The sequence below is a fragment of the Pseudoalteromonas sp. JSTW genome (assembly GCF_013423925.1).
Taxonomy (GTDB): Bacteria; Pseudomonadota; Gammaproteobacteria; order Enterobacterales; family Alteromonadaceae; genus Pseudoalteromonas; species Pseudoalteromonas lipolytica.
Genome location: NZ_CP058972.1, coordinates 2,708,488 through 2,735,368, shown reverse-complemented (window position 1 = coordinate 2,735,368; position 26,881 = coordinate 2,708,488). Strand labels below are relative to the sequence as shown.

Below are 26,881 nucleotides of genomic sequence, written 5' to 3'. Positions count from 1 at the left end.
AATGAATACACACAACTCATCGCCTTCTCAAAAGCAGCTATTATTGCTAGCTGTTAGTTTTTTAACACGTATACCTGTGAGGTTTAATTTTGAGGTATCAACGACGGCATTGAACCAAGCCAGTCGCTATTTTGCTTTGGTAGGGGTTCTACTTGCGGGGATTTTAAGTTTAGGTTATCTCGTGTTTAGTTACTTTTTTCCTGCTTCAATTTCCGTGGCACTTGTTATGGCCTTAGGGTTAATTTTGACGGGGGCATTTCATGAAGATGGGTTAGCAGATGTGTGGGATGGCTTTGGTGGTGGCTGGAAAGTTGAAGATAAGCTGACCATTATGAAAGACAGCCGTTTAGGAACCTACGGAGCGGCTGCGCTTATTATTGTGCTGCTTATTAAGTTTCAAAGTTTAGTTGTGTTGTCTGAGTCACTAAATTTGCTACTTATTGCGTTGCTATTAGGGCAGAGTTTAAGCCGAATTGTCGCAACGAGTTTAATTGCTGACATGGATTATGTTAGTCACGATGCAACCAGCAAAGTAAAACCCGTTGCGATGTACTTAAGCACCGAAAGTTACCAAATACTGCTTGCGACTGGCGGGGCAGTGATACTTTTCGCATGGTTATTTTCAGTGCTCAGTATTTGGCACATCTTCACTGTAATCCTTGTACTTACTATAACGCGTTTTATATTAATTCACTGGTTCAAAAAACAGTTATCAGGTTATACCGGAGACTGCCTAGGTGCCGCACAACAAATTGCTGAGCTGGCTGTATATTTAACCTTAGTGAGCATGTTATGAAGCAACCACATACCTTGATTTTAGGTGGCGCACGCAGTGGTAAAAGCCGCTTTGCAGAGCAACTAGCTAGCAATTCAGGCAAATCGATTATTTATCTTGCGACAGCCAATGCGGGTGATAGTGAAATGGCTGAACGCATTGCACGTCATCAATTAGAGCGCGATGGTCGTTGGCAAGTTATCGAAGAGCCACTGCAATTGGCTAAAGTGCTCAAAGAGCATGGCAAAGCAGACCGCTGTATTTTGGTTGATTGCTTAACACTTTGGCTGAGTAATTGTTTATGTCAGCACGGTGAAGCATATTGGCTAGAGCAAAAAGCAGCACTACTTGATGTGCTTAAAGAGCTTCCCTGCGAGGTTATTTTTGTTAGCAATGAAGTAGGCCATGGTATTGTGCCATTGGGTGAATTGAGCCGCCAGTTTGTTGATCATTCGGGTTGGTTACACCAATCACTTGCCAAGCAGGTTGCTCGGGTTGAGTTTATTATTGCTGGCCTTGCACAAACATTAAAGAGGGAGCAATGATGAAAACCCTTATGGTGCAAGGCACGACATCTGATGCAGGTAAAAGCACTTTAGTGGCGGCATTGTGTCGCATTTTTGCTAAACGCGGCATTAAGGTTGCGCCTTTTAAGCCGCAAAACATGGCACTTAATAGTGCTGTAACCGCCGATGGAGGCGAGATAGGGCGTGCACAAGCACTGCAAGCAGTGGCAGCTAATGTGCCCGCTGAGGTTGATTTTAACCCTATTTTACTAAAACCAAATAGCGATACGGGTGCACAAGTTATTGTGCATGGAAAAGCGCTTTCAAATATGGAAGCCGGCAGTTACCACGATTATAAAAAGGTCGCTATGGACGCTGTACTCACCTCTCAAAAGCGCTTAAGCGAACGGTTTGAGCTATTAGTTGTTGAAGGCGCAGGCAGTCCAGCAGAAATTAATCTCAGAGAAAATGATATTGCTAACATGGGGTATGCTGAGGCTGTCGATTGCCCAGTGATCATTATTGCCGATATTGATAAAGGCGGGGTTTTTGCTCACCTGGTTGGGACGTTAGCGTTGTTATCTGAATCAGAGCAAGCGCGCGTAAAAGGGTTTGTAATAAATCGTTTTCGTGGTGATATAGCACTGTTACAAAGTGGTTTAGATTGGCTTGAGCAATACACCAATAAACCTGTTTTGGGGGTTTTGCCATACTTACATGATTTAGCCTTAGATGCCGAAGATGCCGTGGCTATTGCTAATAAAGTTGCTAAGCCACAGTTACACATTGCTGTTCTTCTTTTACCTCATATTAGTAATCACACTGATTTCGATGTCCTCAGACTGCAACCAGAAATAGACCTTCACTATGTCCGTCATACACAATCGATTCCTGATGTTGATCTAATTATTATTCCAGGTAGTAAGAATGTGTTAAGCGATTTAGCCTTTCTAAAAAATGAAGGGTGGGACAAACAAATACACCGCCATCTTCGTTACTCAGGCAAAGTGCTGGGTATTTGTGGTGGCCTACAAATGTTAGGGATGCGAATTGCCGATCCTCATTCTGTCGAGTCTACATTAGGGGAAGCAAAAGGGTTGGGAATCGCTAATTTTGAAACTCAGTTAGGCCAACAAAAAGTGCTGACACAAGTAACTGGAATATTGCATTTAAACAGCAGCGAACAGCAAGTTTGTGGCTATGAAATACATGCCGGAATAAGTGAGGGGCCAGCGCTTGAACAGCCTTTTATAACGTTTGAACAGCATCCGAATGGCTTTACCCATGACGGCTTTATTAGCGATGATAATCAAGTAGCAGGTACTTACTTACATGGGCTTTTTGATACACCTGATGCAGTAAATCAGTTGGTCAGATGGCTAGAGCCTGAGACGAAATTGACACCTATCGATCTTAATCAACACCGCGAACAGCAGTTAAATAGACTCGCAGACGTAGTGGAAAAACATATGGATATTGAGCAAATTATCAATATTTATGACACCTTTAGTAAGGAAAAATAATGAGCGAAAACAACCAAGATAAGCACCAACAGCGCCAACAAAAAGTAAAACAAAAAGTAGACGAGCGCATCGCCGCGGCTCAAAAAGAGCAAGGTATTTTTCAGGTCATTACAGGTAACGGGAAAGGAAAATCAACCTCAGGCTTTGGTACTGTAGCGCGTGCTGTGGGTCATGGCATGAAAGCAGCTGTTTGTCAGTTTATTAAAGGCACTTGGGAGTGCGGTGAACGTAATTTACTCGAAAAAGCAGGCGTCGAATTTGTCATTATGAATACGGGTTTCACTTGGGAGACTCAAAATAAAGACTCTGACACAGCGGCAGCGCAAGTAACATGGCAAGAAGCAAAACGAATGCTAAAAGATGAGTCTATTAATTTAGTGATGCTCGATGAAATCACTTATATGATTACCTATGGCTACATTGATTTAGATGAAGTCATTGCTGCAATTAGTTCGCGACCTGCAATGCAATCAGTGATTATTACAGGGCGAGGCGCGCACCGAAAACTCACAGAACTTGCAGACACCGTGAGTGAAGTACGTAACGTGAAGCATGCATTTGATGCTGGCATAAAGGCACAAAAAGGGTTTGATTACTAATATGAAAGCACTGACCTTTAGTTGCTTATGGGCATTGATGTGGTTGGCTCAGTTTTCTTACGCACATGAAATTAAAGAGCCTCTGCGTATCGTTGCTTTGGCTCCGCATATAGTCGAAAACCTGTTTGCAATTGGTGCTGGAGATCGCATCGTTGGAACTGTCGATTATGCCGATTACCCTGCACAAGCCAATGAAATTGAACGAGTGGGTGGTTACTACGGCATCAATATGGAAAGGCTCTTATCGCTGAAACCTGATCTTGTTCTTGCATGGAAGACCGGTAATAAAGCTGAAGATCTTGCTTACATTGAGAAATTAGGTATTCCGGTTGCTTACAGTAACCCAGACCAAGTGGATAATGTGGCTGATGAGTTACGTAAATTAGGTGAGTTAACCCATTTAAAAACGCGAGCCGATAGAGTAGCCACTGAGTTTGAAGTAAAGCTTGCTGCCATCCGTGCTTCACAGCAGGATAAACTCCCAGTGAGTGTGTTTTATCAGTTATGGCCAGAGCCGATGATGACGGTGGGGGGTAACACATGGATTAATCAGTTATTAACGATTTGCCATGCTGACAATGTATTTGCAAACAGTGAAACCGATTATCCGCGTATCAGTATTGAAAATGTGCTGGTAAGTAAACCCGAGGTGATTATTATCCCCGATGAAAAATCGAAAAAGCCGCAACCTCAAATAGATTGGCGACAATGGCCTGAATTACCGGCCGTTCAGCATAACCAATTTATAAGTGTTAACGCTGATTTATTACATCGCTTTACAACCCGCATGCTTGATGGCTTGAGCGAGATGTGTGGTAAAATAGACATTTCAAGAAAGCAAATACAGGCTTCAAAATGACCAACTGGCAAGATTTTTTAAAGGCTGAATTAGCCAAGCCCTATATGCAAGACACACTAACCTATGTTGCTGATAAACGCGCTGCGGGTGTTGTTGTATTCCCACCTGAAGAACAGGTTTTCTCAGCCTTTAACGCCACTCCTTTAAACGATGTGAAAGTGGTTATTTTAGGGCAAGACCCTTATCACGGTGAAGGGCAGGCACATGGATTATGCTTTTCAGTGCAACCTGAGGTTAAAAAACTGCCGCCTTCACTTAAAAACATCTATAAAGAACTGGCCACAGATATCGACGGATTCGAAATACCTGAGCATGGTTACTTACAAAGCTGGGCAGAGCAGGGCGTGTTTTTATTGAATACAGTACTGACCGTTGAGCAGGGAAACGCGCATTCACATAAGCATTTGGGATGGGAGCAGTTTACAGACCAAGTTATCGCACTGATCAATCAGCAATGTGAGGGAGTTGTGTTTGTTTTGTGGGGGGCACATGCACAAAAGAAAGGTAAACACATCGATACATCGCGTCATCACGTGATCCAAGGCCCACATCCTTCACCTTTGTCTGCACATCGAGGTTTTTTTGGGTGTAAGCATTTTTCAACGATTAATCAGCGACTGAGCGAACAGCATAAAACACCGATTAATTGGCACCTTCCTAAAATTTAATGCAAACAAAAGGCCCTTGCGGGCCTTGATTTAAAAGTCTAGCTCATCAATCGCTATACTGTCTGTAAAGTAGTCTAACTCCTGTAGTTCTTTACGTAATCTGTGCTTATCTTTCAAAGCTTCGATTTCGCGCCATTTTCTCTTTTTATTTTTTGTAGAGGTCTTTTTTGTTGTACTAGGACCTTCTAATATTTCTAAAATATCGTCTAGGCTATCCATGAACTTCTCCTATTGATTATTTTGAACCTCGGAAATATCTATACCACAGGCTAGACAAAAATAGAATAAAAAAGTGACGATATTGTTACAGGAATGTGATTGCTAGATGAATAGATCAAAATTTTGTATGGTATATAAACAAAAACGCCACCGAGAGCGGTGGCGTTCATTTACAATGATTTTTGCAGATTACATTGCTTTAAAGCGTGCTTCTAATTCAAGCTGCGCTTCGGCAAAAGAGCGAATGCCCTCAGCTAGTTTTTCTGTCGCCATGGCATCTTGATTATGTAACCAACGGAACTCACTTTCAGTCAGTGGTGCTGGTTTTGGTTCAACGGTAAAGTCGCTTTCAAGTAAGTACTCTTGTGCGTCTGTAAGCTCACCAAGCTCTTCAAGTAATGCAGGGCTGATTGTTAATTTATCACAACCAGTAAGCGCGATGATTTCACCCGTGTTACGGAAGCTTGCACCCATCACGACTGTTTTATAGTCATGGCGTTTGTAGAATTCATAAATACTACGAACAGACTGTACACCAGGATCTTGCATTGGATCAGTCGGTTTTTCCATACCATTCGCTACATGCCAGTCAAGAATACGGCCAACAAACGGTGAAATTAGAAATACATTTGCGTCGGCACAGGCACGTGCTTGTGCTTCTGAGAATAACAGCGTTAAGTTACACTTAGTGCCTTCTTTTTCTAATTGCTCGGCAGCTTTGATGCCTTCCCACGTTGATGCAACTTTAATAAGAATTTTATCTTTGCTTACCCCTTCTTTTTCGTAAAGACTAAGTAAAGTATGTGCTTTATCAATCGTCGCTTGTGTATCGAAAGATAAACGCGCATCGACTTCTGTCGAGATATAACCCGGTACAATTTCGCTGATTTCTTTACCAATTAATACGGCAAAATAATCGCAAGCAAGTTCAAGTTGCTTGGCTGCATCTTGCTCTGTTTCTTTTGCGTATTGCCATGCCTTGTCTAGATAAGGTTTATACGCTTCAATTTCACTGGCTTTTAAAAGTAAAGATGGGTTAGTTGTTGCATCTTCTGGTTGGTGCTTTTTGATAGCTTCAATATCACCTGTATCTGCAACAATAGATGAATGCTGTTTAAGCCTTTGTAGTGCTGAAGTCATTTGCTTTCCTCATTCCAAGCAAGTTAAAAGAAAATCCATTATAGCCACCTTAATGCTGCAACACTATGACAGTGTTTAATAGGTCAAATGTCCTTAACTAAGAAAACTAAGGCATTAGATGTGAAAATGCAGCGAATTAAGGCGGGGCGAAACAAAACGTGCATTTTGATTCATTTAATGTTGAAATTGACATCAAACAAATTACAAGTCAATAGCTATCTATGATCACAGTTATTTCACCTGCAAAAAATTTAGATTATGAAACACCAGCCACGACCGACAAATTCACTCAGCCTGAATTACTCGAGCACAGCGAAGAGTTAATGTCAGTTTGCCATGATTTAACCCCTGCTCAAATTGGCAGTTTAATGAAAATCAGCGATAAACTAGCCGGTTTAAATGCAGCGCGATTCGCACAGTGGTCACAGCCGTTTACAACAGAAAACGCAAAACAAGCCGTCCTTGCATTTAATGGAGATGTGTATGGTGGTTTAGATGCACAGTCGTTAACACACTCTGACTTAGATTATGCACAGTCTCACTTACGAATTTTATCTGGCCTTTACGGTGTGCTTAAGCCGCTCGATTTAATGCAAGCTTACCGCCTAGAAATGGGCACTAAGCTTGAAAATCCACGCGGTAAAAACTTGTATGAGTTTTGGGGGAGTGTGATAGCCGAAAAACTCAATACAGTCTTGGCAGAGCAAGACAGTAAGTACTTAGTAAACCTTGCTTCAAATGAGTACTTTAAAGCAGTTGATAAAAAAGCCTTGAATGCACAAATTATAACACCTCATTTTAAAGATTGTAAAAACGGCCAGTATAAAGTGATCAGCTTTTACGCGAAAAAAGCCCGCGGCATGATGGCGCGTTACATTATTGAGAATAAAATTACTCAATTGAGTGATTTAAAAGATTTCACAGTAGCGGGTTATTACTTCAGTAGCGATGCAACCGCGAAAGAGCTCGAACCTGTTTTTCTGCGAGAAGAACAGCACTAGAAAAAAGAGCCTACTTTAGTGTGTTAAAAGCCGTGCGATGCACGGCTTTTTTTATGGTTTTTATTTGTCTGATTAAACATGGCGTTCATTTTGCAAATTACCGAGTTAGTTAATATAAGATAACAAGGTATAAACATGCTAAAAATTCCATCCGTTAGTGAAGCTGAAAAGCTCATTGAAGAGAAGCTTGGTGGTTGGATTGATATTGTTATAAGTCATATTCCTAACTTCATCGTCGCAATCATAATAACCATTTTATTTTCGCTTTTAGCGCGAGTGTGTGGCTCAATGCTGCGTAAAATCTTACGTCGCTCTTTGGAATCAACGCAAATTGCTGATTTGATGTCGTCTATTGCAAAAGTGGTTATTCTTTGTGTAGGGCTGTTTGTTGCGCTCGATTTTTTAGGCCTCAGAGGCACCGTGACTTCATTACTCGCAGGTGCTGGTATTGTTGGTCTTGCTATCGGTTTTGCTTTTCAGGATATGACCGAAAACTTAATCGCAGGTATTGCCATGGGTATTCGTAAACCCTTTAAAGCAGGTGATGTCATTCGAACGGAAAGTGTATTTGGTACAGTGCGCGCGATTAACCTCAGAAACACCCTTATCGAGAATTTTTATGGACAACTAATTCTCGTACCGAATAAAATTTTATTTAGAAACATACTTAGTAATTACAGTACGTTAGGCGTTCGCCGTATTGAGGTGCCTGTGGGTATTTCGTATGCCGATGACCCAGAGCAAGCTGCAGAGGTTATCGTTAAAAAAATCAATGAATTTGATTTTGTGATCAAGCAAGAAGAGACCGCCGTGTACGCCGAAAGCTTTGGCGATAGCAGCATTAATTTACTGGTGTGGTTTTGGATTAAGTACCCCGGTGAAGCTGACTTTATGACTTTACGCCACAAAGCTGTTGTGGCTGTTAGAAACGCCTTAAGCGAAGCTAATATGACCATTCCATTCCCAATCCGCACGTTAGATTTTGGTATTAAAGGCGGCGAAAAATTAAACACCATGATCAGCGAAAAACAGCAAGATAAGGCCGCGGATGCAAAGCCAGCCGATAAGTAAAATTTACTGACTCACCGGCGTGATTTACACAGGGAAGTGTACGTGAGCGGGTGGTTGTTTCCGTTTTATTCTCAGTCTAACCAAGCCAAACCGATTCTGTCGGATAGACGACACCTGTTACCAAGTGTCGCCCTCCTAAGAACCGTACGTGCAACTTTCACTGCATACGGCTCAAGCCTTCACGAAGGCACCTAATTGGTACCCAGCAACTTATAAAGCAGCGAGATTAGGCTCATTCCAAGAGTTGCGGCATTGCCTCTTTGCTTTTCTCTTTGCCAAGTATTCTTGGTATAAAGGATCAAAAGGCGTAGCTTCACTCCTGATTTTCACATGTCTCTCTATTGGCACCTTAGCTATTTGAAATAGATTAAACTGACAATCCATATTCATGCTCTTCTGCCAACCGTGAAATTGCCATTGGCCTCGACGGTTGATAAAGTACTTCATGGCGATCCAAGTTTTTGATTTTGTTGGATGATGCCTTTTAGCCCAATGCCATAACGCTAGAAATAGTTTGTGGCTCACATATCCGAATACTTGTTTGGCAACGCAATGGCGATAGTAATTCGACCAACCCCTGAGTTTCGGATTTATCAACTTGATTAGATCGTTAACGGGGGTGGTTGCGTGCTTTTTAGTGAGTTCGCGCAAGTTACTCAGAAATATTAACGTGTTAGATTTACTCGGTTTAATGAGCAGCTTTCCTTTGTACTTCCTATGGTTAAAGCCTAGGAAGTCAAAACCACGGCTAATGTGAGTAATGTGCGTTTTCTCTTCGGAGAGCGTTAAGCCTCTGTGTGCTAAGAAGTCAGCAATCAACGGTTTGATATCGTTCTCCAGCACGTCCTTTGAAGTGCAAGTGACGACGAAATCATCAGCGTATCCTATAAAGTTGGCTCTCGCCCCATTTTTAAGTGCGGTGGACTTTATGCGTTGCTCAAGACCTGCAAGAGTCATCAGCATCAAGGTTGGAGATATGATCCCGCCTTGTGGTGTTCCCTCGTCAGTGCGATAGAACAGCCCTTTGTCCATAAAACCAGACTTTAACCATTGTTCCAACATTCGTTTATCTACAGCTATATTATTCATAAGCCATTGATGCCCAATCTTGTCGAAACAGGCTTTAATATCTCCCTCAAGAACCCATTGTGCGGATTGCTTTTTACTCAAACAGAGAAAACACTGAGCAATAGCATCAGCAGTACTTCTGTTGCGCCGAAAGCCGTAACTATTTGGGTCAGCAAGTGTTTCTGACACAGGCTCTAGTGCGAGAAGATGAAGCGCTTGCAGCGCTCTATCGACCATACACGGGATACCCAAAGGTCTGAGCTTGCCGTTTTTCTTAGGGATGTAGATACGCTTGAGCGGTTTGGCTTGATAAGCTTTTCTGCTCAATTGATTGACTGCTTTCATGCGGCGCGTATCCGTATTCCAGATGACGCCGTCTATTCCGGGCGTTTTACTGCCTTTGTTTTGTGATACTCGCTTAACAGCAAGAAGTTTTGCCGAATGCGAGTGAGTCAGTATCCATTGCAACGCTTTCGCTTTGCCGTGTTTACTTTCTCTTGTTGCTTTTGCAATACGCATCTGAAGCTTTAAAACGTGTGACTCAACAGTTTTCCAATTTATGGATTGCCATTGAGCACTGTCAGGAGAGGCACTAATCTCTTTTGAAATCATCATTTGCGTTTCTCCTTGAATAAAGTTCTTCAAATTCTCTTGCAAAGGAAGACCAGTCGGAAGTCAGCTCACTTTCGTGCCAGACAGACGTCTGTATCTGCATCATTACAATCCAGCCTTTGCTTTCTCCAACATCCTCTACCTGCATCACTATCGGCTATATAAGCTTTCCCAAAGGGAGTGATACAGGCTTACCGTGTTCCGTATGTTGCGCAATGTCAGGTTAGATGCCCGCTATAGTGCGGAGAGTTCAGTGATCACGAAAGAGCATGGGGCAATCTCTTTCCGACTCTCGCGCCTTTTGGCTACAGCGTATTAACCACTTCCGCTGTTTCATCATATAACGCACCTTACGCGGATTCACTTATGTTCATCATACTGACTGCCTAGCACTCACCCGATTTGTGGTTATCAGGAGGATCGTCCTCTCACGATTAAGATCCCGATTGGCGCATACCAACCTTCGTTACATTGTCAGAGCCGCTACTTTATTCAGGCTCCTAGGATCATCTGGTGATACAGATGGTTCACTCATTAAGCGGTGAACAGCGCTTCATACGACTTCACGTCGCACGCCCCAAAGTGAGTTAACGTAATTACTCTATAGGTTGGCTTTGAGCTATTAGATACAGTCTTATTCATCTAATGATATTGGCGCTACCCCATAATCTGATATTCCACTAATTTTTTGAGCGACAAGTGTATTTTCTTTTTCTGAATACCTTTAGTGTCAATAAAAATATTATAGTTGGCAATGCATTACGTTATTTGTTAAAAATAGATTCATTAATACATGCGCGTAACATCGGCACAAAGATGCGCGACGAGCGCACTATAAAATGTTATATACCTAGGGATAGACTGAGTTAAATGGATGCATTGAGCAAGCTTCAAGAAAAAAATAAAATCCACTCTAAGCATCAGCGTAGTACTAGCTGGAACACGGTTTGGATGTTTTGTCTATTGAGCCCTTTGCTATTTAGCTATGGCTACGAATTTTATTTTTCAGTTATACAAAATACTGAATTCGAGTCAATTCACCCAGCTATAGTTTCAGTCGGCTCGCTAGGCTTTGGTTTGCCGTTAGCAGCTATGGGCGATCTAATGCTTTTTAAGCGCGTCATAAAGTTGCTTTTGCTAATTGCTGCAGAATCATGGTTCATTTGGTTTTGGGTTGTTTCTGAATTATCTTGGTTAGCGTTTTTGCCACTCATTCCTGCTTTTGTTATGTTGCAAATTCAGTTACCCAAAATAAAGGCTGGTGAGTAAACGGTACATACAAGCTGTTTAAAATGGACGCTTTACTGCTTGGCTGGCGCTCATTCTTCGCTAATTATAGCCAAGCGTAAACCGACAATTAACAGGGCGTTTTGCTCTATAGAAATATTTATGTGAAATTCACCTAATAGCCGACGACCTAAAACGTTTCTGTCCAAATATGCGTTATACTCAACGTCTGCTCACACTCAATGATGGCCTTAAGACCGCTAATAGCATGTATGCGAAATTCGGCTGTGAGCGATAAGCGGAAGCTACCTTAATGATTTCCTATCGTGTTTCACAGAATAACAGTATCAAGGATTGTTACACACTCAATGAAAACGTTTTTTAAATATCTAGCAATATTACTTGTGCTTTTTATTGGCTTTAATTATGTCAAAGAATCATTTAGGGAATATGGAATCGTCAATGTATCGAACTCCAAGCTTTGCATTCCAAAATCCTACGAACTCATAGTCAATGTGCCTTATCTTTGGTTTATTGATGATGAAGATCTAGATGAAAATGCCGCTGGTGGTCTTTATAAAATATCAGCACAAGAAGTAGCTGACTCAATTACTGGTTATACTTATAGTCATATAAACCAATACAACGTTGATTTAAAACATGAAATAACAGGGATCATTTGGGGGCTAAATCAAATAGGAAAACCAAATGGTGTCGCAGAAGCTGCATGGAATGTCCAAACAGAAAAAACTGAGCCAGCAGTAGATTTTAATGAAAGCTTAAATTTATATGAAATAGGCGACAGAAGATTTATTGATACGTGGTGGAGTTTAGCTAAAACCCCGCCTAATCCGCGTCTAGATGCAATGCCTGATGATTGGTTTATTGGAAGCTGTATTGGCAAGAAGCCTATGAACTTTAGATGCAAAAGAAGCTTCATATATAAAGATTTTTACTTTACTTATGACGTTCAGGCGCACGACCTGCATTTAATACCTCAGATTGAAAGCTTCCTTCAAGTTAAGTTCGAAGAATGGGAATCATACTGTAAAGCATGAGTCAGTGAGCGACAGCTAATGGCACAGAGCCGTCCTTCTGTTATGAAATGCTTTTGTCCAAAATTGGCTTGAACTACCATCTGCTGTTTACTCAAGAATGGTTGGTATTGGTTACTTATAAGTAACCGCCTCGCGCGAAATAAATTTACGCCTACGCTGAGCTATTTTTGACTTGGCGCTTAAAACTTACGGCTTACAGCGAGGCTTACTTTGCTGGGTTTCGCTCCGCTCTTATCTTCACACAAAATCAACTGAGAGAGGGTGGCTTAAGCTCAACATCAAAAAAGCGCAATCAGTCAAACTGGTTGCGCTTTTTGCTTATTCGCTGTGTGAGCGATTAGTGTAAGATACGTGCTCTGATTGTACCTTCAACTGCACTTAGTTCTTTAAGTGCGACTTCTGAATGGTCTGTGTCTACATCAATTACTACGTAACCAATCGCTTCGTCAGTTTGTAAGTACTGTGCTGCGATATTGATACCGTGCTGTGCAAACGCTTGGTTAATTTGCGTTAACACGCCGGGTCTATTTTGGTGTACGTGCAATAAGCGACTGCGGTTAGCGAGTTCAGGCAGTGATACTTCAGGGAAGTTCACGGCTGTAATTGTTGACCCATTATCTGAATACTTAGCAAGTTTACCCGCAACTTCAATACCAATGTTCTCTTGTGCTTCTTGCGTTGAGCCACCAATGTGTGGGGTCAAAATAACGTTATCAAAACCACGCAGAGGTGAAACAAATTCTTCGTCATTCGATTTTGGTTCAACAGGGAATACGTCGATGGCAGCACCGCTTAGCTTTTTCTCGCTCAGTGCTTCTGCAAGCGCATCAATATCAACCACTGTACCGCGTGAGGCATTGATTAAAATCGCGCCTTGCTTCATGACTTCAAGCTCAGCCATGCCAATTAGGTTTTTAGTTTGCGGCGTTTCTGGTACGTGTAAGCTAATTACATCGGCACGTTGCAATAACTGGGTAAGGTTATGTACTTGTGTCGCATTACCAAGCGATAGTTTGTCTTCGATATCAAAGAACTCTACGTTCATACCGATGTTTTCAGCCATGATACCGAGTTGTGTACCAATGTGGCCGTAACCAACAATACCTAACGTTTTACCACGGGCTTCAAATGAACCGTTGGCTGATTTTAACCAACCACCGCGATGAGCGAGGGCGTTACGCTGTGGAATACCACGAAGAAGTAATAAGATTTCACCAAGCACTAACTCTGCAACAGAGCGCGTGTTTGAGAATGGTGCGTTGAATACAGCAATACCACGCTCACGTGCAGCTTGCAGATCAACTTGGTTTGTACCGATACAGAAGCAGCCTACTGCAACAAGCTTTTCAGCTGCTTCTAATACCGCTTGATTAATATGAGTACGAGAACGAAGGCCAACAAAGTGCACATCTTTAATGCGCTCAATGAGCTCGTCTTCAGGTAAGGACGTTTTCACGTAGTCAATGTTACTGTAACCATTACGCTTTAGCGTTTCTACAGCACTTTGGTGCACGCCTTCCAGCAAGAGAATTTTAATTTTGTCTTTTGCTAACGATACCTTACTCATATCCTCATTCCTATTTACTTGATTTGCGGCCCATTTTTGGTGCCGATAATAACTTTGTCTGCACCGCGATGGGCAAACAAGCCGTTTGTAACTACCCCAACAATCTGATTGATTGTTAGCTCTAATTCTTTGGCATTGCTGATATCAAGGTTATGCACATCTAAAATGATGTTGCCGTTGTCTGTCACTACACCTTGGCGGTACACTGGATCACCCCCAAGTTTTACGAGTTCACGAGCAACGTAGCTGCGAGCCATTGGGATTACTTCAACTGGCAGTGGGAATGCCCCTAATGTCTCAACTTCTTTTGATTCATCAACAATACATACAAATTGTTTTGCTACCGCAGAGACTATTTTCTCGCGTGTTAGCGCTGCGCCACCGCCTTTAATCATTTCGTTGTGTGGGTTGATTTCATCAGCGCCATCAACATAAACATCAAGGCTTTGCACATCATTAAGCTCAAATACTTCAATACCAAGTGCTTTTAACTTTTCAGTTGAAGCTTCTGAACTTGAAACAGCACCCACAAGGGTGTCTTTTACCGTGTCTAGTGCATCAATAAAATGATTTACTGTTGAACCTGTGCCAACACCAACAATGGTGTTTTCTTTTACAAATTCGAGTGCTGCCCAGGCAGCGGCTTTTTTTAATTCATCTTGCGTCATAATTATGTGCTCAGTTGGCTGTCAGAGAGATACTTATTCAAGTGTTCATAGTATACAGAGAGAAGTGCTACCATTGGTAGATTTTCTCTGGGGTGATGATGTGTTTTAGCGGAACATCCCAAGATTCTATTGGTAAAGAAGACACATGCTGACATTGATGCGCCAGACCGATTAATATCGGCTTTTGCCAGTTCTCTTGGTAGTATCGTGCTAATGTTTTGTCATAAAACCCACCGCCCATACCTAAACGGTTACCTTGATCATCAAATGCCACGAGTGGCATTAATAAAATATCAAGCTTGTCTAAAGGACATATTTGACTGCAATTCAACTTGGGCTCCAAGATACCATAGCGATTTGCAGTCATGGGTGAATTTTCTTCATACCTTTGAAAGTACAAAGTAGTGCCATTAAACGGGTGGATTATAGGCAAGTAAAGGGGCGCTTTTTTGTGCCATAATTCTTTAATTAACAATGAGGTATCTAGTTCTCCATCATTGCTAAAATAAATGCCTATACGGGGATTTTGGGATGTATTTAATGATTTTAGGTGTTGAGTAAAATTCATTTTCAGCGCAATTGCTGCATTTTTTTGTTGCTCTTTGCTAAGAGAATTACGCTTTTTGCGAATAGATTGTCTTATTTCTGCTCGTATGTTGCTCATGTCAATATGTATATTAACTTTCTAAAAATGAGAATAGGTCAGGAAACAGTTCCACAATACCCAGCGCAATTAACAACACAACCACCATGGCAATCAATGAATAGAGCAGGGTGTTTGAACGCTTTTTAACAGGTTCGCAATATGCTTCTTCATCAAGCAAATCTTCTTCTTGCCATTTATCGGTGCTGCTTAGTTCACTGCTGTTTTCAAGTTCAGGGAGCCGTTGCTCAAGGTCGTCTAGCTTTTCTTCTAAGCGAATAAGACTACTGGTTATGTAGTCAAGCGCATCAAAAATACGCTCATCACGTTGCTTTGCGTCAAGGCCAATACTCGCAGGCTGCTGACTAACTGGTTGTAATTTAGCTTTTATGCCAACACTGGCCAGTAGTTTAGCTTGCTTAAGTGCTTTTTCTTGATCGCTCGGAGCAAACAAAGGTTTGTGCTCAAAAAGCCCTGCAACTTTGTCTGTGCTGGTTTTTAATTTTGCGGCAAGTTGCTCAGTCGCTTGTGTTTGATCTATGCCTGATTCAAGCCCGGCAAACATCACACGAAATTTTTCTGCCATGCTGTGATTTCCAAATCTCTAGAGTGTATGGCTGAAAGTATAAACCTAAATAGATCAATGGATAAACAAAAGCCCGTAAAAACGGGCTTTTTTCTTTTTGGAATTTACTTTGCGTGATTAGTATTTGGCGGCTTTGCCTTCTGCCGGCAGCGATTTCAAAATAAATTCACGTAAGTCATTGTTTGATGATTCAAGGTCGGCATGACGTAAATACATCATGTGACCACTGCGGTAGCCTTTAAAGCTTAAGCGATCTTTCATTTTACCACTTGGATCTAACTGCCACATTGTGTATTTAGCGTCAAAGTAGTTTGTTGCACCATCATAGTAACCAGATTGGATCATGACATTCAGGTACGGGTTTTGTGCCATTGCTAAACGCAGGTTTTCGCCAGTGTTATTACCTGAGCGGTCCCAAGGGTGAACATTACCAAATAAGTTGTATTTGATATCAGTTTTGTAATTTAACTCTTCACGTAGGTAGTAGTTAATTGCGGGTGTGAATGAGTGTAACCATGACGTGAGCTCTGCCCAGTAGTCTGGTGATTCACCCGCATCGCGTTTATCGATACCTAAGTAGCGTGAATCTAAACGACCCACCGTTTGACCGCGGTCACGTAGCAGCTCTTTCCAGAAAAAATCAGTTGGAATATCAAGGTTGTTTTGCTCAACAAATTTCTCTGATAAGCCAGCATATTTAGCTGCTTGCTTGATAATAGCGCGTTTTTCATCAGCCGCTAAAAAGCCCCCTTTAGCAATCGCTGGAAGGAACTTATTTACCGTGAAGTCTTCAACTTCTGGTAGTAGCTCATCTAAGTCTTTAGCTTGTAAATCAGCACTTAAAGCTTTGTGATACCACGCGGTTGCTGCAAAGTAAGGTAAGCGATTAGCTGCTTCTACAGGGCCTTCGCGCTTAATGCCAATTTCAGTTGGTGAGACTAAAATAACGCCGTTGATATACATCCATTGACGGTTTTGTAGTTCGTGAGCTAGGCCTGAAACACGGGTTGTACCATAGCTTTCACCAATTAAGAATTTGGGTGAGCGCCAGCGTTCATTGCGCGATACAAAGGTGTTTAACCATTCCGCTAAGTATTTTATGTCGGCATTAACACCAAAGAACATTTTTTGTTGATCAGATTTACTTGGTAGTTCGCCTTTTTCGTTCTCTAATACGCGAGAGTACCCTGTATTCACGGGATTGATGTAAACAATATCTGCAACATCTAAAATTGAATATGGGTTATCTTTAACGCCATAAGGTTGCACAGGGTAACCTTCGTCATCAATTTTTAATACGCGTGGTCCAGTATAAGCAAGGTGCATCCACACTGACGCAGAGCCCGGTCCACCATTAAACGAAAACACCAGCGGGCGCTTTGTACGATCGTCTACTTTATCGCGCTGATAATAGGTGTATTGTAACGTGGCGACGGCATTTCCTTGTTCATCCCAAACAGGCTGGGTCCCAGTGGTTGCAGTGTAAGAGAAGCGCTCACCGTTTATACGTGCTTTGTGTTCAGTCACGACATTGCTGTCTACGTCGATACGACGTTCGTTCTCAGCAAAACTAGGCGTACTAAAGGTCAATGTTAGGGCGGTTACAGACAAACCAATAAAACTAACGAGTTTCATGTTGATTCCTTATTATTCGAATTGCAGTCATTAAAAAGAAAAGCGCGCGCGATGACAAACTATTGAGACTAGTCACCAATATTAGTCGTTAAACAGAGAAATAATGAGAATGGCTGAGAAAATACCAAAAAGCGCGTTTTTTTATTAAAGATAGTTTGGTTAAATATTTAGCTAAATTGAAAAATAACGTATATTTAGCAAGTTTTATGATTTGTAATACATGCTTATAAAAGAGAAGTTGCGATGCAAAGAGTGTTAGTGGTTGAAGACAGTAAAGTAGTACAGCAGGTGTTACGTCACTTGGCTGCCCACTATTTAGATGTGGATGTCGACTTTGCGTGGTCTCTAAAAGAAGGCATTTCCTTAATTGCTAAGCATGAATATACCTTGGCGCTGGTCGATTTAACCTTGCCCGACGCGATGAATGGTGAGGTGGCTAAATACACACTATCAAAAAATATCCCAACAGTGGTTTTAACCTCAAAGATTGACGAATACATTCGCCAACAAATGTTAGAGTTGGGTGTGGTTGATTATGTTGTGAAAGATAATAGAGACTCTTATCACTACGCTATTAAACTCGTTGCGCAGTTACTGCGTAATCATGGTTGTAAGGCGTTGGTTGCTGATGACTCTGTACTTAGCCGCACGTTAATGAAACAAATGCTCGAAAAACAGTTGTTTGAAGTAAGTGATGCCCACGACGGTGAACAAGCATTGCAAATGCTCAAAGACGATCCTGAAATTAAATTGTTGCTCACAGATTATGCCATGCCAACAATGGACGGTTTTGAACTTGTTAAAGCGGTACGTAATTTTAGAGGCCGTGATGATTTAGCCATTATTGGGTTATCGGGGGCGGGCAAACACGGCTTATCTGCACGCTTTATCAAATATGGTGCAAATGACTTCTTAACAAAACCTTTTATGAACGAAGAGTTCCATTGCCGTGTTATGCAAACCATGGAGCAACTCGCTTTAATTGCCGACATAAAAGAAAGCGCATACCGAGATCACTTAACGGGTTTGTATAATCGTCGTTATTTTTATCAATATGCAGAAAAAGTACTGAAACATGTTGAGCAAGACAATGTGCTTGCCTTATTAGACATCGACTTTTTCAAAAATATTAATGATCAGTTTGGTCATGAGGCGGGCGATCAAGCATTAAAACAGGTCACTTCATTCTTAAAAACAAAATTTGATGACTTTACGATTGCACGTATTGGCGGCGAAGAATTTGCGGTTGTGCTGGACAATATGGGGCTTGAAAAAGCAGAGCTGAGGTTGAATACCTTTAGAGAGCAACTGGCCGAGCACGCGTTTTCTATCAATGGCGAGCCTTATTCATTAACCATGAGTATAGGGATTACGCCATTTTCTAAAGTATCACTGACTGGTGCTATGCGCTTAGCAGATAAAGCGTTATATCAGGCAAAACAGCAACAACGTAATTGCGTGGTTAGCTTACAGTCCAATTAAGTGCACCAGTGCTGGTAAATTGTTAAAAAAATGCACCATGAGGGTGCATTTTTTTTGTTTGAACGTCGTGGCTATCTCTTAACTTATTGAAATTATTTAATAAAAAATAGTGGCACAAAGGTTGGATTACATAAACCAACAGGATAACAATAAGCGTCCGAAGGGGGCCACTATGAAAATGATTAGTGCAATAATAAAGCCATTCAAACTTGATGATGTACGTGAAGCGTTGGCTGATTTAGGCATTGAGGGGATGACAGTTGTCGACGTTAAAGGCTTTGGCCGTCAACGTGGTCATACTGAACTATATCGTGGAGCTGAATACCAAGTCGATTTTATTCCAAAGATCAAACTTGAAATTGCAACGCGTAGCGAAAATTGTCAACGCGTCGTTGATACCATCACAAAAATTGCTTCAACAGGCAAAATCGGTGACGGCAAAATTTTCGTTTACGACCTAGACCAAATTGTTCGTATCCGAACGGGCGAACTAGACGAAGAAGCAATTTAAGGGGGATTTATGGAAAACACGATAGTAGAGTTGAAGTTCTCGCTCGACACATTTTACTTTTTAATGTCGGGTGTATTAGTCATGTGGATGGCAGCTGGTTTTGCCATGTTAGAAGCAGGTTTAGTTCGTGCAAAAAATACAACAGAAATACTAACTAAAAACGTTGCACTGTTCTCTATTGCTTGCACTATGTTCTTACTGGTGGGTTACAACATTATGTATGTTGATAACGCAGAAGGGGGTTTTGTTCCTTCGTTTGGTGCTTTAATTGGCACGCAGGCGTCAGATGCTAATCACTCTTTAGAATCTGATTTTTTCTTCCAAGTGGTATTTGTTGCAACGGCGATGTCTATTGTATCGGGTGCCGTAGCTGAGCGTATGAAGCTATGGGCATTCTTAATCTTCGCGGTTATTCTAACTGGTTTTATCTACCCAATTGAAGGTTATTGGACATGGGGTGCCGGGTTCTTATCAGAAATGGGCTTTGTTGATTTCGCAGGTTCGGCCATTGTACATGGTGCAGGCGCTGCAGCAGCATTAGCAGGGGTTCTTTTCTTAGGCGCTCGTAAAGGTAAATACGGTAAAAACGGTGAAATTTACCCAATTCCAGGTTCAAACCTACCACTGGCAACACTGGGTACATTAATTCTGTGGATGGGTTGGTTTGGTTTTAACGGTGGTTCACAACTGCTGATCTCTGATGCTGAAAACGCCACCGCTGTAGGTAAAATTTTCCTTAATACAAATGCTGCCGCTGCCTGTGGTGCAATTGCCGCATTGGTTGTCTGTAAAGTGTTATGGGGTAAAGCCGATTTAACAATGGTGCTAAATGGTGCATTAGCAGGTCTTGTAACGATTACAGCTGAGCCAGCGTCACCTTCTCCATTGCTAGCATGTTTACTTGGTTTATTAGGTGGCTCACTTGTGGTGTTTAGCATTGTTGCACTTGATAAAGCGAAAATTGATGACCCAGTTGGCGCTATCTCGGTTCATGGTGTGTGTGGTGCATTAGGTATCATGTTAGTGCCTTTATCAAACTCAGATGCAACCTTTGTTAATCAGTTAATTGGTTTAGTGTGTATCTTAGGTTTTGTGTTCATCACGTCATCAATCGTATGGGCAATTCTGAAAAATACCATGGGTATCCGTGTTACCGAAGAAGAAGAACTAAGCGGTATGGATCAACATGACTGTGGTATTGATGCTTACCCTGAGTTTGTATCAGTTCGCAGTAACTAATTTTAATGCGTGTGCCCAGCGCACACGCTAAATAATATCATTGTGTGTTCAAATCAAAGCTCTACTATTGGTAGAGCTTTTTTGCGTTAAAAATAAGTGTTTTCTTATAGGCGAGAGGTGGTTTTATTGACTATGCTGATAACACTTAACTAAAAAGGGAAAAACATGGATAACAAACTGTTACTAATCATTTTATCGTTATTTTTACCGCCTGTTGCGGTATTTCTGAAAGCGGGCGTAGGTAAAGATTTAATCATCAATATTATTTTGTGTTTTATCTTTTTCATCCCCGCTGTCATTCACTCACTTTGGTTGTGTACACGCTAACCGAGTTTAAGTGACTGTTAATTTTGCAGGTGTTAGTATTGCGCTGTTATGCAAAATATAACCCTGTAAAATTAACTGACCAATAGCGAACTCAATGGCTGATAAAAAAACTCCTGCAAAAAAGTCGTCAGGTAAAAAAACGACGGCAACGAAACGTTCAACTGCAAAGCGTTCAAACGCATCTCAACCGACAACTAAAGTACGCGTGCTTCGAAAAATGTGGTCAATTTTTTGGAAGCTTTCGTTGGCTGTGGTCATTACCATGGTGCTTTATCTTATTTATTTAGATGCCAAAATTACCCGTCAGTTTGAAGGCAACAAATGGCAACTTCCCGCCCAAGTCTATGCGCGCGCAATGAGCTTTTACCCAGGACAGTTCTTGTCTCAACAAGAGGTTGTTTGGGAGTTAAATCGTTTAAATTATTCGTCAGTAAATAAACTAAGTCGTACAGGTCAGTATGTAAAATCAGCTAACACCATTAAAGTATATCGCCGTGAATTTGAGTTTTACGATGGCCTTGAAGAGGCTCATGTTATTGAGCTGCGTTTTTCTGGGCAAAAGTTAGCAACCATTAAAGATAAATTCGGTCGTCGTTTAAACACCGCGCGCCTAGAGCCGGTGCAAATTGCGCGCATTGGTAACGACTCAAAACAAGACCGTGAATTTGTCCCGCTAGATAAGTTTCCAGCGATGTTAAAAGACACGCTGCTGGTGGTCGAAGATCGTAATTTTTATCAACATCACGGTGTGTCTGTTTGGTCAATAATGCGCGCTTTATACAGTAATATTAAAGCGGGTAGAACCGTGCAGGGTGGCAGTACGCTGACTCAGCAATTAGCAAAAAATATATATTTAACGCGTGAGCGTTCATTAGTGCGTAAATTTAATGAAGCATTAATAGCACTGATTTTAGATTACCGTTACAGCAAAGATGAAATTCTCGAAGCGTATTTAAACGAAGTGTACTTAGGTCAGTCTTATAACCAAGGTGTACACGGTATGGGGCTTGCCGCTGATTTTTATTTTTCAAAGCCTGTCGATGAACTTGAGTACGACCAAATAGCGCTACTTGTTGCCATGGTAAAAGGCCCATCGTATTACAACCCTCGTCGTTACAGTGAACGCGCCATGGAAAGACGAGATTTAGTATTGCGCTTAATGGTGGAGAACAAACTCATTGATACGCGTGAATATCGCGCCGCTTTAAAGCGTCCAATCGACATTGCACCTATGAAAGACAGCCTGCAAAAGTCGTATCCAGGTTATTTAGAACTGGTTAATCGTGAACTAAAACGATTACTGCCCGATCAACAGGTATTAGATGCGGGTGTGCGAGTTTTTACCTATTTTGACCTTCAAAAACAAACGGCGATGGAAGAGTCGATAGAAGCAAGTCTACCTTACTTAGAAAAACGCCCTAAAACAGAAGAACTTGAAGCAGCCATGATCTCTGTAAATGTTGAGAAGGGGGGGGTATCGGCACTCGTAGCAGGCCGAGATGTGCGTTACTTTGGCTTTAACCGTGTACTTGATACAAAACGTAACATTGGCTCGTTAGTGAAACCCGCCGTTTATTTAACGGCCTTTGAAAGCGGAAAATTTAATGTAGCAACTTTAGTGGATGATTCACCACTACAAGTAACAAATGAACAAGGAAAAGTGTGGCAGCCTGAAAACTTCGATAAGCAATTCCGAGGCCCAATGCCACTCTATAAAGCGTTTAGTAACAGTGTAAATATCCCAGCGGTCAATACGGGGTTAGATGTAGGTGTTGATAAAGTGGCTGATACACTGAAGCGCTTAGGCGTTGATGAACGTATCGAACAATACCCGTCACTGTTATTAGGGGCGTTAGAGCTTTCAAGTTTTGAAGTGGCTCAGCTTTACACAACGCTTGCGGCAGATGGGCAATATCGTGAGCTTACGTCTATCTCAGCGTTAACAGACTCGGTTGGTAAAGTACTTTATAAACATGATGTTGAATCGCAGAAGCGTTTTGATGATGCCTCTGTATACATGACAAAATATGCCATGAAGCGGGTAACAAAAGATGGCACTGCTAAACGTTTGAATGCCCACTTTCCATCTATTCAACTGGCTGGTAAAACGGGTACAAGTAACGATTTACGTGATAGCTGGTTTGCAGGCTTCGATCAAAATACAGTGACGGTGGCATGGATTGGTCGCGATGATAACAAGAGCACGGGGTTAACGGGCAGTGTTGGCGCACTTGAAGCCTATATTCGTTATCTTAAACCGCTCAATCCTGAAGCGATAGCTGACACGCGTCCAGCATCAGTTCGCTGGGCATTCATTAATGAAGAAACCGGACTACAAGCACCGCCAGGCTGCGGCAAAGTAGTGCAGTTACCAATTCGCGCCAGTGAGTTTGAACCACGGCCGAACTGCCAGCGTTAAAAGTTTTTCATTGGTGGCTAAATGGAGGCAGAGCAACTGCCAAGAGTAACTAATTACTGGAACTTGGCTTAAAATAGCTCTTTTAATTAAGCAAATTGGTATACAGCATTTTAAAGAGTACTTGCAGAGTTTTAAGAATTTCGTATGAATGCTGTTTTACCTAAATTAGTTTTTAAAGACGAGTAATTTGAAGTAGAGAAAAGTTTAATAGAGTTAAATAGTTAAACTTAGATACGCTTATCACCAGCCTCTTTGTAAAAGTACTAGCTTAAAACTATATAGAGTAGTTAATTCATACTCATAATAGAGAGGGAAAATCATATTTTTATTGAATACAGAGTCACTTAAAACATTAAAAATGAAATAAAAGCCTCATTGAGAGGCTTTTAGGTTATCTACTTATCTTGTTCAATTAACTGAGGTTAAAAGTCGTAAGAAGCAGATATTTGGACTCGACGAGGAGATTGATAACTTTGCGGTAGACCGAATGTTGCACTGTCATCACCAGCCGCTATTTCAGCGACTTCGTCGTAACGAGTTGCTGTAGCTGCATCAAATACATTGAAAATATCTAATGCGAAGCGCACTTTTTGGTCATTGAAATGCAAGTTGTACGTAAAGTTAAGATCTAATCGAGCTGTCCAGGGAGTTGTTCCCATGCTGCCGCGAGGGTAGCGTTTATCACCTACATAATAGGTATCGCCATAATCATATAAGTCTGGGTTTGGTGTATAGCCCGCACCTAATGCTGTCCAAGGGCGACCAGAAGAAACATTTAAGTTTGCGCCTACTAAGAAGTCTTCAGTAACTGCGAATGCACCGTAAACTTTAATATTGTGACGACGGTCTGCAGGTAAGTTACCGTTAGCACCATCCATAAGGTAAGGGTAATCCCAATCTTGTGTTAAACCAGCATCATCTTGACCATTATCAGATTTAACAAAACCTTCAGTGTTACCGTAGTTATGTGACCAAGTGTATAGTGCTTTTAAAGACCAAACACTGTCCCAGCTTTTCTCAATAGATAGGTCAACGGCAGCGTATCGACGTTTAGCTTCAGGATAACCTAGCTCTTCGGCGGTGAAACTGTATTCTTCAGTTACTCCATCACCATCTAGGTCAAAGTTAAATGTTGCACCATTTCCTGGGTTAAATAAGAACCAATTTTCACCAAGTTTTTCACCATCTTCATCAGTGAAGATATATGAGCCATCATCAATTTGATTGCCAAGTGTGCGGTATGTCCCTTTGATGCTCCAAGACCAGTCATCATTTATAGCCGCTTGATAACCTACAATAATTTCATCATTGTACATTGGCTCAAGATCTTTATCTGCTAAGGTATTTGATGGTTTTGCAGTACCATCACCCCCGTTTGAAATCGCAGGTTCACCTAACTGGTTACTTAGACCAATTGGAGTACCGTCAGCATTTAAACCTTCATATTCATACCAAGTTTGAATATAGGTTTCTGCGCCAGCTAAACGAATGTTCGTGTTTGCTGCAACAGGTAAATAATAACGTCCAGCAGTAATAAATAACTTACTGTCACCATCACCGTTGATATCCCAAGATGCACCTAATCTTGGTGCAATTTGGTTATCAATAGAAACAAACTCGTCACCATCAGCATTATAGTTTGTGAAGCTGTCATTACGAAGCCCTAAGGTAAGCGTTAAGTTTTCAGTAACGGCCCATTGATCTTCAAGGTAAATAGCCCAGTTTTCAACTTCAAATTCACCGCCATTACTATAATTACGTACGCGGGTTGTCTTCATATCCTCAGTAAGAACATAACCATTTGGGAGACGAGCACCTTCTTCGTATGTTCTGTAGTAGTAGTAAATACCGCCTGAGTTGATTGTCGTTGCATTCGATGAATTGGTTTCTGAGTCATAACCAAATCTTAGCGTATGCTCATCATTTAAGTACCAATCAAAGTCGACGCGCAATTGCTCGCGCTTATCTTCGTTAGCACCAACAGTGAAGTTTACATAACAAGTAGTATCAACACCTAAGTCTGCATCATAGCCAGTAGGGCAGTCATCAAAATCTGAATAATCAGTTTCTGAAAATTTAACTTCACCGTACATTGCAGACATGCTTAAGTCATCAGTCAAGTTACCTGTATAACGTACTGCAAAACTTTCACCACCGCGCTTGTGATAAGCTGTACCGCCGTCTAAAGTGTAGTTACCAGTGCCATTAGGATCTTCGATTGTGCTTTCTGAGTATGTGCGTTCATCACTAAATCCCCAGAGCATTAATTGATGATCCTCATTAATGTTCCAGTCAATACGCGCTAGATAATAAGGGTCATCATCTTTCTCTTTTGTTAGAGAGGTTTGAGAAGCGTTACCGTACTCTGTTTCATTATCACGGAATGTATAAATACCATAGAAGAAAAGTGTATCTTCAATCAACGCACCTGATGCATAAATATTTGTTTCAAATGAGTTTGCATAGTCATCTTGGTTGTTAACAAATAAGTCACCGATACAGTGGCCATCAGCATCCTCACAACGCTCATTTTGTAAGTAAACCGAATTTGGTGCTTGTTCTCTTAATGAATCAGGCGAATAAATTGATTCAACACCAAAGTGAAAGTCATTAGTACCTGATTTTGTAACTGCAGAGATTAAGCCACCCGTTGTTCGACCAAATTCAGAAGAATAGCCGCCAGTTTTTATCTGAAAACTATCGTAGGCTGAGAATGGGATGGTTGCACCGCCTAAGCCATTACGAAAGTTAGTCATGTTCAAGCCATTTACGTAATAAGCATTTTCGGCGACAGATGAGCCACCAAATGATGCTTGATCACCAAAGCGACTATCACCTTCAGTTGCACCTGGCGCTAGTAAAGCAACCGATGTTAATGAGCGAGCAACTGGTAATAATTCAAGTTCTTCTGAGCTAATGTTTAATGATGATTCAGTAACAGAAACATCAACGGCACGAACTGCACCACCTACAACGGCGATACGTTCAATATTACCTTCGACTAATGGAATTTCGAGAAGGGCTGTTTTACCTACACCGATGATTACATCATTTATCTGTGCTTTTTCAAACCCAGCTTGTGACACCACTACATCATATTTACCAACAGGTACTTGGTTAAGGTTAAACTGGCCATTTGCATCTGCAGTAAGTGTTTTTTCATAACCTTTGCTTTTATCACTAATAGTAATTGTTGCGCCAGCTAAAGAAACACCTGATTGAGTTGTAATATTACCTTTTATTGCCCCATTAACATTATCAGCCATAGCAGGCATAGCTGCACTTAAGGTCATCGCAACGGCTGCAGCCGTGAACGAACGCTTAAATGTTTTTGAAAAGTTGTTTTTCATTGAGATTTCCCTGTGAAAATTTAATTGTAAATTGTTGTTATTTGTTAATAACTTTCACGCCTTGTATTTTTTTATTTGTGTTTTTCACTTTAAATAAAAGGGTGAAACAAATTGGTAACATGGCGGGA

At 41.4% G+C, this 26,881-nt stretch carries 24 protein-coding genes; 15 read left to right on the top strand and 9 right to left on the bottom strand.

Annotated features, from left to right (window positions below; translation table 11 throughout):
• Nucleotide 1 precedes the first annotated feature (1 nt).
• The 6 genes from GZH31_RS12370 to ung are packed head-to-tail and all read left to right on the top strand — an operon-like array spanning nt 2 to nt 4,930.
• A complete protein-coding gene (locus GZH31_RS12370; protein WP_180311051.1) occupies nt 2-796 on the top strand; it encodes an adenosylcobinamide-GDP ribazoletransferase in 795 nt (264 codons plus the stop codon).
• On the top strand, nt 793-1,320 hold the full coding sequence (gene cobU / locus GZH31_RS12365) for a bifunctional adenosylcobinamide kinase/adenosylcobinamide-phosphate guanylyltransferase (RefSeq protein ID WP_075594420.1): 528 nt from the start codon (nt 793-795) through the stop codon (nt 1,318-1,320). The genes GZH31_RS12370 and cobU overlap by 4 nt, the downstream gene beginning before the upstream one ends.
• Entirely contained in the window at nt 1,320-2,804 is a 1,485-nt protein-coding gene (locus tag GZH31_RS12360; protein ID WP_180311649.1) for a cobyric acid synthase, read from the top strand. The genes cobU and GZH31_RS12360 overlap by 1 nt, the downstream gene beginning before the upstream one ends.
• Nucleotides 2,804-3,403 carry a cob(I)yrinic acid a,c-diamide adenosyltransferase gene (gene cobO, locus GZH31_RS12355; RefSeq protein WP_036966385.1) on the top strand — a complete coding sequence of 200 codons (600 nt, stop codon included), beginning with the start codon at nt 2,804-2,806 and terminating at the stop codon, nt 3,401-3,403. The genes GZH31_RS12360 and cobO overlap by 1 nt, the downstream gene beginning before the upstream one ends.
• A gap of 37 nt (nt 3,404-3,440) precedes the next feature.
• Nucleotides 3,441-4,262, top strand: coding sequence for a cobalamin-binding protein (locus GZH31_RS12350; RefSeq protein WP_230235595.1), 822 nt, complete (start codon nt 3,441-3,443; stop codon nt 4,260-4,262).
• Nucleotides 4,259-4,930, top strand: coding sequence for a uracil-DNA glycosylase (gene ung / locus GZH31_RS12345; RefSeq protein ID WP_036966388.1), 672 nt, complete (start codon nt 4,259-4,261; stop codon nt 4,928-4,930). Before GZH31_RS12350 ends, ung begins: the two co-directional genes overlap by 4 nt.
• Before the next feature lie 30 nt (nt 4,931-4,960).
• Here ung and GZH31_RS12340 read toward each other — a convergent pair whose 3' ends face one another.
• Together GZH31_RS12340 and tal are read right to left on the bottom strand one after the other, a co-directional pair.
• On the bottom strand, nt 4,961-5,149 hold the full coding sequence (locus GZH31_RS12340) for a DUF3545 family protein (protein WP_036966391.1): 189 nt from the start codon (nt 5,147-5,149) through the stop codon (nt 4,961-4,963).
• Nucleotides 5,150-5,338: 189 nt separating this feature from the next.
• On the bottom strand, nt 5,339-6,289 hold the full coding sequence (tal, locus tag GZH31_RS12335; RefSeq protein WP_036966394.1) for a transaldolase: 951 nt from the start codon (nt 6,287-6,289) through the stop codon (nt 5,339-5,341).
• A 221-nt stretch (nt 6,290-6,510) separates the two neighbouring features.
• Between tal and yaaA the strand changes: the two genes are divergently transcribed.
• Together yaaA and GZH31_RS12325 are read left to right on the top strand one after the other, a co-directional pair.
• Nucleotides 6,511-7,290 (top strand): peroxide stress protein YaaA, encoded by a 780-nt coding sequence (yaaA, locus tag GZH31_RS12330; protein WP_180311049.1) that lies wholly within the window; start codon nt 6,511-6,513, stop codon nt 7,288-7,290.
• A gap of 135 nt (nt 7,291-7,425) precedes the next feature.
• The gene (locus GZH31_RS12325) at nt 7,426-8,361 is read left to right on the top strand and encodes a mechanosensitive ion channel family protein (RefSeq protein ID WP_180311048.1); all 936 of its coding nucleotides are present in this window, start codon (nt 7,426-7,428) and stop codon (nt 8,359-8,361) included.
• 210 nt (nt 8,362-8,571) lie between these two features.
• Here the strand turns inward: GZH31_RS12325 and ltrA are convergent, their stop codons facing one another.
• Entirely contained in the window at nt 8,572-10,044 is a 1,473-nt protein-coding gene (ltrA, locus tag GZH31_RS12320) for a group II intron reverse transcriptase/maturase (protein WP_065978664.1), read from the bottom strand.
• Nucleotides 10,045-10,911: 867 nt separating this feature from the next.
• Between ltrA and GZH31_RS12315 the strand changes: the two genes are divergently transcribed.
• Together GZH31_RS12315 and GZH31_RS12310 are read left to right on the top strand one after the other, a co-directional pair.
• Nucleotides 10,912-11,310: a hypothetical protein gene (locus GZH31_RS12315; RefSeq protein WP_036966403.1), complete on the top strand. Its 399-nt coding sequence runs from the start codon at nt 10,912-10,914 to the stop codon at nt 11,308-11,310.
• Between the two features lie 326 nt (nt 11,311-11,636).
• Entirely contained in the window at nt 11,637-12,326 is a 690-nt protein-coding gene (locus GZH31_RS12310; protein WP_065978663.1) for a hypothetical protein, read from the top strand.
• A 337-nt stretch (nt 12,327-12,663) separates the two neighbouring features.
• Here GZH31_RS12310 and serA read toward each other — a convergent pair whose 3' ends face one another.
• The 5 genes from serA to GZH31_RS12285 form a co-directional block, all read right to left on the bottom strand.
• The gene (gene serA, locus GZH31_RS12305) at nt 12,664-13,893 is read right to left on the bottom strand and encodes a phosphoglycerate dehydrogenase (protein WP_036966411.1); all 1,230 of its coding nucleotides are present in this window, start codon (nt 13,891-13,893) and stop codon (nt 12,664-12,666) included.
• Between the two features lie 14 nt (nt 13,894-13,907).
• Nucleotides 13,908-14,561: a ribose-5-phosphate isomerase RpiA gene (gene rpiA, locus GZH31_RS12300; protein ID WP_065978661.1), complete on the bottom strand. Its 654-nt coding sequence runs from the start codon at nt 14,559-14,561 to the stop codon at nt 13,908-13,910.
• 67 nt (nt 14,562-14,628) lie between these two features.
• Nucleotides 14,629-15,225 carry a 5-formyltetrahydrofolate cyclo-ligase gene (locus GZH31_RS12295; protein WP_180311047.1) on the bottom strand — a complete coding sequence of 199 codons (597 nt, stop codon included), beginning with the start codon at nt 15,223-15,225 and terminating at the stop codon, nt 14,629-14,631.
• Nucleotides 15,226-15,238: 13 nt separating this feature from the next.
• The gene (locus GZH31_RS12290; RefSeq protein ID WP_180311046.1) at nt 15,239-15,790 is read right to left on the bottom strand and encodes a hypothetical protein; all 552 of its coding nucleotides are present in this window, start codon (nt 15,788-15,790) and stop codon (nt 15,239-15,241) included.
• Between the two features lie 117 nt (nt 15,791-15,907).
• Entirely contained in the window at nt 15,908-17,425 is a 1,518-nt protein-coding gene (locus GZH31_RS12285; protein ID WP_036966423.1) for a S10 family peptidase, read from the bottom strand.
• Between the two features lie 243 nt (nt 17,426-17,668).
• Here GZH31_RS12285 and GZH31_RS12280 point away from each other — a divergent pair, with 243 nt between their 5' ends.
• From GZH31_RS12280 to mrcB, 5 genes are all read left to right on the top strand, one after another.
• A complete protein-coding gene (locus tag GZH31_RS12280) occupies nt 17,669-18,907 on the top strand; it encodes a diguanylate cyclase domain-containing protein (protein WP_036966426.1) in 1,239 nt (412 codons plus the stop codon).
• Between the two features lie 172 nt (nt 18,908-19,079).
• The gene (locus GZH31_RS12275) at nt 19,080-19,418 is read left to right on the top strand and encodes a P-II family nitrogen regulator (protein ID WP_036966429.1); all 339 of its coding nucleotides are present in this window, start codon (nt 19,080-19,082) and stop codon (nt 19,416-19,418) included.
• A 9-nt stretch (nt 19,419-19,427) separates the two neighbouring features.
• A complete protein-coding gene (locus GZH31_RS12270; protein WP_036966432.1) occupies nt 19,428-20,657 on the top strand; it encodes an ammonium transporter in 1,230 nt (409 codons plus the stop codon).
• Between the two features lie 165 nt (nt 20,658-20,822).
• Nucleotides 20,823-20,984 (top strand): YqaE/Pmp3 family membrane protein, encoded by a 162-nt coding sequence (locus GZH31_RS12265; RefSeq protein WP_074989046.1) that lies wholly within the window; start codon nt 20,823-20,825, stop codon nt 20,982-20,984.
• Nucleotides 20,985-21,078: 94 nt separating this feature from the next.
• Complete coding sequence (gene mrcB, locus GZH31_RS12260; protein ID WP_075594426.1) at nt 21,079-23,403, top strand: penicillin-binding protein 1B; 2,325 nt, start codon at nt 21,079-21,081, stop codon at nt 23,401-23,403.
• A 422-nt stretch (nt 23,404-23,825) separates the two neighbouring features.
• Here the strand turns inward: mrcB and GZH31_RS12255 are convergent, their stop codons facing one another.
• The gene (locus tag GZH31_RS12255; RefSeq protein ID WP_075594427.1) at nt 23,826-26,753 is read right to left on the bottom strand and encodes a TonB-dependent receptor; all 2,928 of its coding nucleotides are present in this window, start codon (nt 26,751-26,753) and stop codon (nt 23,826-23,828) included.
• Between the last annotated feature and the right edge of the window lie 128 nt (nt 26,754-26,881).